We start from the raw sequence: 8,012 nt of genomic DNA, 5'->3' as shown, positions 1-8,012 counted from the left end.
GCGGGCGTCCCCGCCGGCCAGGCGCAGCAGATGGGTGACCGCGTCCGTGTCCATCGTCAGCAGGCCGCCGTACCCCCGCCGGTCGTCGAGCGCCCGCTGGACCAGGACGCGCAGGTCGTCCTCGGTGAGCGGCTCCAGGGTGAGCAGCAGCGACCGGGACAGCAGCGGTGCCACCACGGAGAAGAACGGGTTCTCGGTGGTAGCGGCGACCAGGGTGACCAGCCCGTTCTCCACCGCCGGCAGCAGCGCGTCCTGCTGGGTCCTGGTGAAACGGTGCACCTCGTCGATGAACAGGACCGTGCGGACGCCGGACACCGCGAGCGTGTCCCGCGCCTGGTCGATCACCGCCCGTACGTCCTTGACACCGGCGGTGACCGCGGACAGCTCCCGGAACCGGCGCCCGCCGGAGCCGGAGATGATGTGCGCGAGCGTCGTCTTGCCGCTGCCCGGCGGCCCCCAGAGCAGGACCGAGGTGGTGCCGCCGCCTTCCACCAGGCGCCGCAGCGGGCTGCCCGCGCCGAGCAGGTGACGCTGCCCGACGAGTTCGTCGAGGGTGCGGGGGCGCAGCCGGGCCGCGAGCGGACCCGACGTCGCCAGGGCCTGCTCGAGCCCGGCGTCGAACAGGCTCACCCACCTACCGTATGCCGGCCCTGCCACCCGGCGGCGGGCGGCGGGCNGGCGGGCGGCGGGCGGCCGCTCCCGGCGCGTGACGGGCCGGCCTGCCGTACCTGTCGGCCGTGCCTACCGGGTGACGGCCGGGTGGCCGTGGGCCGGCACGGGCGTGGGCCAGCCGGCGCCGGGACGGCCGACCGTGTGATGGCGGACGAGGCCGGCAAGATCCGGAGCGACCGAGAAGATCACCTGCCGTACCCGGTCGACGGCGAACGGCGCGAGCTCGTCGTATACCTCCGCGAAGACGGCGTGCGCCCGTACCCGCGGCCACTGGGGCGGCAGCAGCTTCAGCGGCAGGTCGGGGTCGAGGCCGGGGAAGCGCCGCCAGGCGTCCAGGACCGCGGTCCGGGCCACCAGCGCCTCCGCCGGGTCCACGTCGGCGGCCCTGATCCGTCCGAGCAGGAGGGTGTGGGTGCGGATGAAGTCCTCGTAACGGGCGCGCAGTTCGGTGAGGTCCCAGGCCTCGATCGGCCTTCTGGGACCGACCGCCACGGCCATCGCGCTCATCCCGCCCGTCCCGGCCGTCTCGACCACCCCGGTCGCCTCGACCGCCGTCAGGACCGTCGCGTTGGGCACGCCGAGTTCGGCGAACATCCGGATGACCGCCTCCGCCTCCTGCCGGGGGGAGACCCACATGCCGTCGTAGAGCGGCGCGAAACCCAGCCAGCGCAGCCTGTTGCGAACGGCATGGCGGATGTCACGCTGCTCCTCCGGCAGCGAGAAGGCGGCAACGACCCACCTGCCGTCCCACCCGGTTCCGGCCTGCCCGAACGACAGGACGCGCACGGCGCTGTCCTGCAGCGCCTCGGCCGCCTGGCCGGTCAGGCCGTAGTAGGTGTTGCGGCCGACCCGCGAGGACTCCAGCAGCCCACGGCGCGCGAGCCGGCTGAGCGCCGCGCGCGCGCCGACCGTCGAGATGTCGAAGTCCGCCAGCAGACGCACCAGCGCCGCGGACGGTATGTGCTCCTCGCACCCGTGCCAGTAGTCGCCGAGCAGGGTCATGAGCAGACGTTGCGGCTGGGCGCCGAGCCGAAAGCGCGGAAGATCGACTTTGGACGTATGGTCCCGGGTGACGACGGGTCCGGTGATTACCACGGAAGACGATATTACGAGCCGATACATCCAGAGCTGCCACGCGCCGGTATGCCGAACCGACAGGTCCGGCGGGTTCGCGCGTCCCGTCAGCCCGGCCTGAGGCCGGACGCGGCGCGACGCGACGCGACACCCCGTGGATTCGCGGTCGTACTTCCTCGCCGCCGTGGCGGCCCGTGGCGGCCCGTGGTCACGACTCCCCGCGGCCGTGGGTCGCCGATCCCCGTGGCACCCGCCCACGCGGGCCGAGCCGGGACCACTGACGCGCCCAGCCGTCGAGGGGCTCGAGCACGCCCTGCAGGCGCCGTCCGTGCGCGCTCAGCCGGTAGTCACCGGCCTCGCCCACCTCGATGATCCCGGCCTCGCGCAGCTCGCGCAGCCGCTGGGACAGGTGCGACTCGGTGGCGTCCAGCCGGGCCGCGAGGGAGCGGAACGCCGTCGGCCCGTCCCGCAGGATCCAGAACACCGGTAGCGCGTGCCGCCTGCCCAGCAGGTCGATCACCTCGGCCAGCGCGGCCACACCCTGGGAGGCCGCGTCCGCTCGCGCACCGTCACGTGCCATGCCACCCCGCCGTCATACATATCATCACACACTGTAACGTATTATTCGGCGTGTTGTTACATATTACGTCACACGCCGTCACGCAATATGTCACAACACGCATCACGGGCTGTCACATGGCGCGCCGCACGCCATCACGTACCGTGTCGCGCTATGTCGCGCGCCGTGGTCAGGGTGTGCGGATCGCGCCGGAACCGTTCGGGCTGTGCGCCCCGACCGTGCCGACGAAGGTGCCGGTGGCCGGCGCCGTCCGCTCGCCCCGGCCGGTGACGCTTCCAAGTGTCCGGCGAGCCCGCTCCAGCAGGCTGCCCGCCTGGGCCGAGACGACTCCGGCCGCGCTCTGCACCTCCGGACGCTCCCGGACCGCGCGCGCCTGACGCATGATCGCGTCATAGTGCTCCCGGCCCGCGCGGGCCCCCAGCAGGTAGCCGAGCCCGAAACCGACGATGAAACCGGGTCTGACGTGCATGCTGCCTCCCGCTCGGTGTCACTGTGCACCCTTGCCGACCTTCACGAACGCATGAACGCTCCTGGCCGCCGGCGCCCGCGCACGGTCGCCACCCACACCCGGTGGCCGCCGTCACCGGACAACAACGGGCAGGGCGCCCGCAACCATGACCATCCTGCCCGAGCGGCCGCACGCCGACGGTCAACCAGCCGACCGACCCGTGTTTACTACCCCGCTGAACCATCCGCGCGAACCTCAGGTAACCTTGCCCAGTCAGATGCTCCCGACGTCATCGTCTGGAGCGTCGCGATCCCGCGTAGCTCAATTGGCAGAGCGTCCGGCTGTTAACCGGCAGGTTACAGGTTCGAGTCCTGTCGCGGGAGCACAAGCCCAGGTCGGAGGCTCGAAGCCTTGTGCGATCACCGCAGTGGTGACGCTTTGGCCGTCAGTCCCACCCCGTCCAGCCGTGAAGATTTTTGATCTTTAACTGCCCTGCGGACTGATCAATAAGTCTTCGTGCCGACCGGAGCGTCGTCCCGCTCGAGCGGTGTGGATCACAGAACCGTTCACGGTGGGCGATCTGGACTTCTGGCCCCGCGGTCAGACGTCGAGGACGAGCCGTGCGCCGCGTGCGCGTGAGCGGCACACCATCATCACGGTGTTGGCGGTGCGCTCCTCCTCGGTCAGGAGCGAGTCCCGGTGGTCGACCTCGCCCGCCAACACCTTGGTTTCGCAGGTGCCGCACACGCCCTCGCCGCACGAGGTGGCGATGTGGATGCCCTGGTCGGCGAGCGCGTCCAACACGGAAACGCCAGGGGGAACGATCACGGTGATACCGGAGCGCTCGGCCACGACCTCGAAGGGCCGGTCGCCCGTGTCGTCGGCCTCGACCGGAGCGAAGCGCTCGACGTGCAGTGTCCCGGGTGGCCAGGAACGGCACGCACGGTCGACCTCCCTGAGCAGCGGTTCTGGTCCGCAGCAGTAGACCGCGGTTCCGATCCGTGGTTGGCCCAGCGCCGCCGGGATGTCGATGAGCCCGGTCTCGTCCTGGGGTGCGATGGTCACGCGCTCGCCCCTGCCCTCGAGCTCGTGCAGGAAGGCCATCGACTCGCGGGACCTGCCGCCGTAGGTCAGCCGCCAGTTCTGGTTTTCCCGGCGCTCCAGCTCCCGGACCATGGCGATGATCGGCGTGATCCCGATGCCGCCGGCGATGAAGACGTACCGTTGCGCGGCCGCGAGTGGAAACTTGTTTCGCGGGCCCCGGACCTGAATCACGTCGCCTTCGCGGATGTTGTCGTGGATCCAGGCCGATCCGCCACGGCCGTCGGGCGCGTTGAGCACCGCGATGCTCCAGGCCCCGTCACTGCCGCACAGGGAGTACTGGCGTGCGCGTCCCTCGGGCAGCAGCAGATCGATGTGTGCGCCGGCCTGCCAGTCGGGGATGGCGGCGCCGGAGGGGTCGGCGAGGGTGAGTCCCACGACGTCGTGGGCGTGCTGGACTCGCTCGGTTACCACGACTTCGCGAGTGTCATCGGTCATGAGCTACTCCTGCGGCGGCTGCTGCGCGGTTCGTCCTTCGCTGGTGCAGTTCGAGGAGAACGCAACCGAACTCCTCGTCCTCACGTCCGGCGGCATGGTGCCGACTCTCACGGTGCCGGTTCTGTAGCAGTTCGAGTTCCCTCTGCAGTGAATCGTTGCGCGCGATAAGATCGTTCAGCCCACGATCCGTGACGCCGGGCGCAGGTTGCGGCCGGCGTGGCTGCCTCGTGCGCTGCACACCGGCGAGCCGGGCGAGGCTGGCGAGCGTCACCTCCAGGTCGACGTTGTCCGTTTCCAGATAGTGATGCTGCACATCCCACGTGTCCGCGAGCCTGCCGAGGACATGGATCGCCGCGCGCAGCTGGCGGGCGGCGGACCCGGCGGGCACGGCAGGCAGAACCTCGTCGCGCAGTTCACGGCGAAGCCCCTCGAGCAGCTCGCCGGGGGTTGGTCTCAGCATGGCGTCTCCAACGGCCTGCTGGCTCCGATCCACTCCAGGCACGCCTGGACGGAAGGGATCACGGTTCGGGCTCGGTCGATCAGCCGTAGGTTGTGGCTACGGCCGTCGATGACCGCACGGGCTGCCTGCAGGCTGATCGTGGCGTACCTGACCTCGCAGAAGACGCGGTTCCAGCGCAGTGCCGCTCCGGTGACAGGTACGCCTCCGGCCGCTTCGTACGCCGCGACGAACTCCTCGAGTGGCACGAACCGCTCCGGGCTCCACAGGGCGTGGTAGGCCCACGCGATGTCCTCGACCGGGTCGCCGACGTGCGCCATCTCCCAGTCCAGCAGACCGACGATGCGGGCGCCTTCGTAGAGGACGTTGCCCGGCCGAAAGTCACCATGCACGAGCGCTGGTCGCGCGGGTGGGGTGGCATTGTCGTCAAGCCAGTCGTACAGCCAGGACAGCGCCGGGTACGACTCAAGGCGGCAGTCCTCGAATCGTGCGCGCCAGTAGGCCAGCTGCGGTTCACCGGTTCCCGCGGCCGGTGTGACGGCGTGTAGCTCGGCTGCCGCCCGGGCCAGGTCCAGGGTTCGCGCACGGCCCAGCTCGGTGTCGGCCGAGAGGTACTCCACCGCGTCCGCTCGGCCCGGCAGCCGCTGGAGGAGCACCGCGGGTGCCCCGAACAGATGCCCGTCCGGGTCGTGCGCCCACACTTTCGGCGCCCGTACGCCACGTTCGGCCAGCCCGTCCAGTGCCACGAACTCGTGTGCCGGGTCGGTCTGTACCTGCGAGCCAGGGGCACGGACGAGCAGGATCAACGGCTCCTCGTGTTTGCTCGCGTGCGTGTCCCGGCCCAAGGCCCAGCGGGCGTCGCAGGCCCACGCGATGCGGGCGTTCCCGCCGAAGACCCGCACCGGCTCCGAAACGGTCACCTCCCCGGCCTCCGGCAGGCGCAGACGTAGCAGTTCCCGCACGCGAGCGGCCAGCTGGGCCGGTGCGTGCTGAGGAAGGGTGGGTCGGGTCATCGGACGCCGGCTGCGACTCGCAGGGTCTCGCCTGTGATGGCATCGGACTGGGGTTCGAGGAAGAACGCGATGCCTTCGCCGAGGTCTTCCGGTGTGGGCACGTCACCGAGTGCCGTGTACTCGAGGTGCCGATTCAGGTATCCGTCGTCGATCCACGCGCGTACCCGGTCACTGAGGACCAGCCCCGGGGCGATGCAGTTGGCCCGGATCCCCTGACGGCCCAGTTGCACGCTGACGCTCTGGGTGAGCGCGACCACCGCGGCCTTGGCCGAGTTGTAGGCGGCGTTACCGAGTTCGAGACGGTTGGCGAAGGCAGCCAGCGAGGCCACGTTGACGATCTTTCCGTAGCCCTGCGCAACGAAGTGCTTTTCCAGCGCGCGGCACATCAGGAAGGCGCTGTTCACGTTGAGCGCATACATCTGCACCCAGCTGTCCAACGAGATGGACTCCAGCGGCACGTCATAGACGTCACGGTTGATGTTGACCATCCCGCCGGCGACGTTCGCCACGCCCTGCACCGAGCCGAACTCCGTCACCGCGAAGTCGACCGCCTCCTGAACCCCCGCCTCGGAGGTCACGTCAGCCTTGATCGTCCGCAGGGTTCCGGGCAGCCCGCGGGTGGACTCGATCGTGCCGTTGAGCCGACGCGAGCTCAGGTCGACCGCGACGACGTTCGAACTCACCCGGAGCAGCCTGGCCGCCGCGGCACCGCCGATGCCGCCGCCGGCGCCCGTGACGATGTAGGTGCGTTCGTTGAGGGGCAGGGCCGGCCGCCGCGGGGGGGCCACCGCTGTGCTGGGCATGTCACACTCGCCTTCAGATGTAGGAACGCTGGACGAAGTTCGGTGCGCGCTTCTCGCGCAGAGCGGCCAGGCCTTCGGTCGCCTCGGGTCCGGTGAAGCCCAGGATTCCGAACGCCAGGGAGGCTTCGAACGAGGGCCATGCGGCGCGAACCCAGTTGTTGAGCGACTGTTTGGTCCAGCGGATCGCGCTCGGCGCCCCGTGCGCGAGCCGGGACGCGATGTGCAGAGCATGCTTGTCGACCAGGTTGTCGTCGACGCAGAACGTCACGAGCCCGATGCGCTCGGCTTCCTCGCCCGTGATGGCGTCGCTGGTCATCAGGTAGTACTTCGCCTTGGACAGTCCGCACAGCAGCGGCCATATCGCGACCGCATGGTCATCGGCGGCCACGCCCAGGGTGGTGTGCCCGTCCACGAGCTTGGCGGTGCGGCCGGCGACGCTCACGTCCGCCAGCAGGGCGGTGGCCAGCCCGCCGCCTGCCGCCGCTCCGCTGATCGCGGACACGATGGGCTTGCCGCAGTCGAGCATGTTCTGCACCAGGGCACGGCCTTCCTTCCACATCTGGCAGCGGAAGTCGTAGTCGTCGATGATGCGCTGCACCATGTCGAAGTCGCCGCCGGCGCTGTATGCCCGTCCTTTTCCGGCGAGGACCACGGCGGACACCTCGGGATCCTCGTCGATCAGGCGCCAGATCGAGCTCAGGTCCCGGTGCATCTGGAAGTCGAGCGAGTTCATCCTGCCGCGGCTGAGGGTCACGCGCAGGACGTGCGGCTCGGGCCAGTCGAGTTCCAGGCTCTCGTAGTCGGGGTAGCGGATGTCGGTCACAGCCCGGCCCCCGATCCGAACTCCCTGCGCAGCTCGGCCTTTGCGACCTTGCCGTAAACCGCGCGCGGCAGCTCCCCGCGGACCAGGACATGGCTGGCGCGCTGGTACTTGGCCAGGCGTTCGTTGGCCCACTGCCGGAGCTCCTCCGGGTCGATTTCCGCGCCGGAGCGTGGGATGACGACCACCAGGGGCGTCTCGCCCCACTTCAGGTGCGGCACGCCGATGGCCGCGGCCTCGCTGACGTCCGGATGGCGCATGAAGACCCGCTCGACGTCCACAGCGAAGATGTTGATACCACCGGATTTGATCATATCCTTGAGCCTGCCCGAGACATACAGGAAACCGTCCTTGTCCAGATGGCCGATGTCCCCGGTCCGCATGAAGCCGCGACCGTCCGGGGCGGTCCACGTCGCTTCCTCGGTCAGCTCGGGGTTCTTGTAGTAGCCGGTCATCATCCCGATCGAATGCACCACGATCTCGCCGCTCTCGCCCGGGGGGAGTTCCGCGCCGGCCTCGTCGATGATGCGGATGTCCTCCAGCATCAGGGGTTTGCCGACCGACGTGCGTTTGCCGCGGACCGCGTCCGCCGGCAGCCGCAGGGTC

At 69.9% G+C, this 8,012-nt stretch carries 10 protein-coding genes and 1 tRNA gene; 1 reads left to right on the top strand and 10 read right to left on the bottom strand.

From position 1 onward, the window contains the following. From FrCorBMG51_RS31785 to FrCorBMG51_RS19645, 4 genes are all read right to left on the bottom strand, one after another. The coding region (locus FrCorBMG51_RS31785) for an AAA family ATPase (protein WP_047224535.1) at nucleotides 1-630 on the bottom strand (630 nt) is incomplete at its 3' end. Nucleotides 631-741: 111 nt separating this feature from the next. Further along, nucleotides 742-1,767, bottom strand: a complete 1,026-nt coding sequence (locus FrCorBMG51_RS19655) for a PaaX family transcriptional regulator (RefSeq protein WP_235433745.1) — start codon at nucleotides 1,765-1,767, stop codon at nucleotides 742-744. A gap of 187 nt (nucleotides 1,768-1,954) precedes the next feature. Beyond that, on the bottom strand, nucleotides 1,955-2,326 hold the full coding sequence (locus FrCorBMG51_RS19650) for a winged helix-turn-helix transcriptional regulator (RefSeq protein ID WP_047224512.1): 372 nt from the start codon (nucleotides 2,324-2,326) through the stop codon (nucleotides 1,955-1,957). 169 nt (nucleotides 2,327-2,495) lie between these two features. Next, nucleotides 2,496-2,795, bottom strand: coding sequence for a P-loop NTPase family protein (locus FrCorBMG51_RS19645; RefSeq protein ID WP_047224511.1), 300 nt, complete (start codon nucleotides 2,793-2,795; stop codon nucleotides 2,496-2,498). A 289-nt stretch (nucleotides 2,796-3,084) separates the two neighbouring features. On the opposite strand from FrCorBMG51_RS19645, the gene FrCorBMG51_RS19640 reads away from it, so the two are divergent. After that, nucleotides 3,085-3,157 (top strand) — tRNA-Asn (locus FrCorBMG51_RS19640). A 217-nt stretch (nucleotides 3,158-3,374) separates the two neighbouring features. Here FrCorBMG51_RS19640 and FrCorBMG51_RS19635 read toward each other — a convergent pair. From FrCorBMG51_RS19635 to FrCorBMG51_RS29915, 6 genes are all read right to left on the bottom strand, one after another. Then, nucleotides 3,375-4,313 carry a PDR/VanB family oxidoreductase gene (locus FrCorBMG51_RS19635; protein WP_047224510.1) on the bottom strand — a complete coding sequence of 313 codons (939 nt, stop codon included), beginning with the start codon at nucleotides 4,311-4,313 and terminating at the stop codon, nucleotides 3,375-3,377. Next, nucleotides 4,303-4,773 (bottom strand): hypothetical protein, encoded by a 471-nt coding sequence (locus FrCorBMG51_RS19630; protein ID WP_047224509.1) that lies wholly within the window; start codon nucleotides 4,771-4,773, stop codon nucleotides 4,303-4,305. Before FrCorBMG51_RS19630 ends, FrCorBMG51_RS19635 begins: the two co-directional genes overlap by 11 nt. After that, nucleotides 4,767-5,783 (bottom strand): phosphotransferase family protein, encoded by a 1,017-nt coding sequence (locus tag FrCorBMG51_RS19625; RefSeq protein ID WP_200902519.1) that lies wholly within the window; start codon nucleotides 5,781-5,783, stop codon nucleotides 4,767-4,769. Before FrCorBMG51_RS19625 ends, FrCorBMG51_RS19630 begins: the two co-directional genes overlap by 7 nt. Next, nucleotides 5,780-6,586, bottom strand: a complete 807-nt coding sequence (locus tag FrCorBMG51_RS19620; protein ID WP_047224508.1) for an SDR family NAD(P)-dependent oxidoreductase — start codon at nucleotides 6,584-6,586, stop codon at nucleotides 5,780-5,782. Before FrCorBMG51_RS19620 ends, FrCorBMG51_RS19625 begins: the two co-directional genes overlap by 4 nt. A 13-nt stretch (nucleotides 6,587-6,599) precedes the next feature. Continuing rightward, nucleotides 6,600-7,409, bottom strand: a complete 810-nt coding sequence (locus FrCorBMG51_RS19615; RefSeq protein ID WP_047224507.1) for an enoyl-CoA hydratase/isomerase family protein — start codon at nucleotides 7,407-7,409, stop codon at nucleotides 6,600-6,602. After that, nucleotides 7,406-8,012 (bottom strand): class I adenylate-forming enzyme family protein (locus FrCorBMG51_RS29915; RefSeq protein ID WP_200902518.1); only part of this gene is annotated, 607 nt, incomplete at its 5' end. The genes FrCorBMG51_RS19615 and FrCorBMG51_RS29915, both read right to left, overlap by 4 nt.

The organism is Protofrankia coriariae, assembly GCF_001017755.1.
GTDB classification, from domain to species: domain Bacteria; phylum Actinomycetota; class Actinomycetes; order Frankiales; family Frankiaceae; genus Protofrankia; species Protofrankia coriariae.
Note: the sequence above shows the minus strand (reverse complement) of the source record. Positions and strands in the feature narration are given on the sequence as shown.